The sequence below is a fragment of the Kitasatospora sp. MBT63 genome, from assembly GCF_000710465.2.
In the GTDB taxonomy this organism is placed as follows: domain Bacteria; phylum Actinomycetota; class Actinomycetes; order Streptomycetales; family Streptomycetaceae; genus Kitasatospora.
Genome location: NZ_JAIZ01000674.1, coordinates 1 through 1,423, shown reverse-complemented (window position 1 = coordinate 1,423; position 1,423 = coordinate 1). Strand labels below are relative to the sequence as shown.

Genomic DNA, 1,423 nt, shown 5'->3' with positions numbered 1-1,423 from the left:
CCCACCCCGCCCCGCCGCGGTACGGGGGCTCCGGCCGCCGTACCGCGGCACCCCCGTACACCGTGCACACTGGACTGGTAAGGAGCACCGGACATGCAGGACATCGCCGAGCAGCTGCACGCCTGGCACGCCGCCGGGCGCTCCTTCGCGGTGGCCACCGTGGTCGGCGTCTCGGGCAGCGCGCCGCGCGACCCGGGCGCGGCACTGGCCGTGGACACCACCGGCGAGGCGATCGGCTCGGTCTCCGGCGGCTGCGTCGAGGGGGCGGTGTACGAGCTGTGCCAGGAGGCCCTGGAGAGCGGCGAGCCGGTGCTGCAGCGGTTCGGCTTCAGCGACGAGGACGCCTTCGCGGTCGGTCTGACCTGCGGCGGGATCCTGGACGTCTTCGTCCAGCCGGTCGTGCCGGGCGCCGATGCCGCGCTGGACGCCGGGATCGCGTACATCGCCTCCGGCACCCCGGTGGCGCTCGCCCGGGTGATCGACGGACCGGCCGGGCTGCTCGGCGCCACCGTCGCCGTCACCGCCGGGACCCACCACGGCTCGCTCTCCCCCGCGCCCTCCACCACGGCCGCCCTGGAGCGGTCCGCGGTCGCCGAGGCCCGGGCGATGCTGGACGCCGGCCGCACCGGCCGCCTCGAACTGGGCCTGGACGGGCGCCCCTGCGACGAGGGCCGGGGCACCGTCACGCTGTTCGTCGAGTCCTACGTGCCGGCCCCGCGGATGCTGGTCTTCGGCGCCATCGACTTCGCCGCCGCCGTGGTGCGGATCGGCAAGTTCCTCGGCTACCGGGTGACCGTCTGCGACGCCCGCCCGGTCTTCGCCACCGAGCGCCGCTTCCCGGACGCCGACGAGGTGGTGGTCGACTGGCCGCACCGCTACCTGGACTCCCAGCTGGACCGGATCGACGGCCGTACCGTGCTCTGCGTGCTCACCCACGACGCCAAGTTCGACATCCCGCTGCTGGAGCGCGCGCTGCGGCTGCCGGTCGGGTATGTCGGCGCGATGGGATCGCGCCGCACCCACCGGGACCGCAACACCCGGCTGCGCGAGGTGGGCCTGACCGACACCGAGATCGGGCGGCTGCGCTCGCCGATCGGCCTGGACCTCGGGGCCCGCACCCCGGAGGAGACCGCCGTCTCGGTGGCCGCCGAGATCGTCGCGCACCGGCGCGGCGGCAGCTGCCTGCCGCTGTCGGCCGGCCACGGCCCGATCCACCACGACCTGGCCCGCGCCGAGGCCGAGCAGCCCCGGCCCCGCCGGCGCTCGCACGCGGCCTGATCGACATGTGCCGGGCCCGGCCCGGCGGGACACCGGGGTTGCAGGACCGTCCCGCCGACCCGGCCGGCCGGTCGCCGTCCCCGGCGGTACCGGCCGGGCCCCGCGCGTCGTACCCCGCCCGCCCCGCCGGCCGCCGTGCGCTCAC

At 77.0% G+C, this 1,423-nt stretch carries 1 protein-coding gene; it reads left to right on the top strand.

The genetic code is table 11. From position 1 onward, the window contains the following. Positions 1 to 93 precede the first annotated feature (93 nt). Positions 94 to 1,278: an XdhC family protein gene (locus AA75_RS35355; RefSeq protein WP_051814007.1), complete on the top strand. Its 1,185-nt coding sequence runs from the start codon at positions 94 to 96 to the stop codon at positions 1,276 to 1,278. Positions 1,279 to 1,423: the final 145 nt, after the last annotated feature.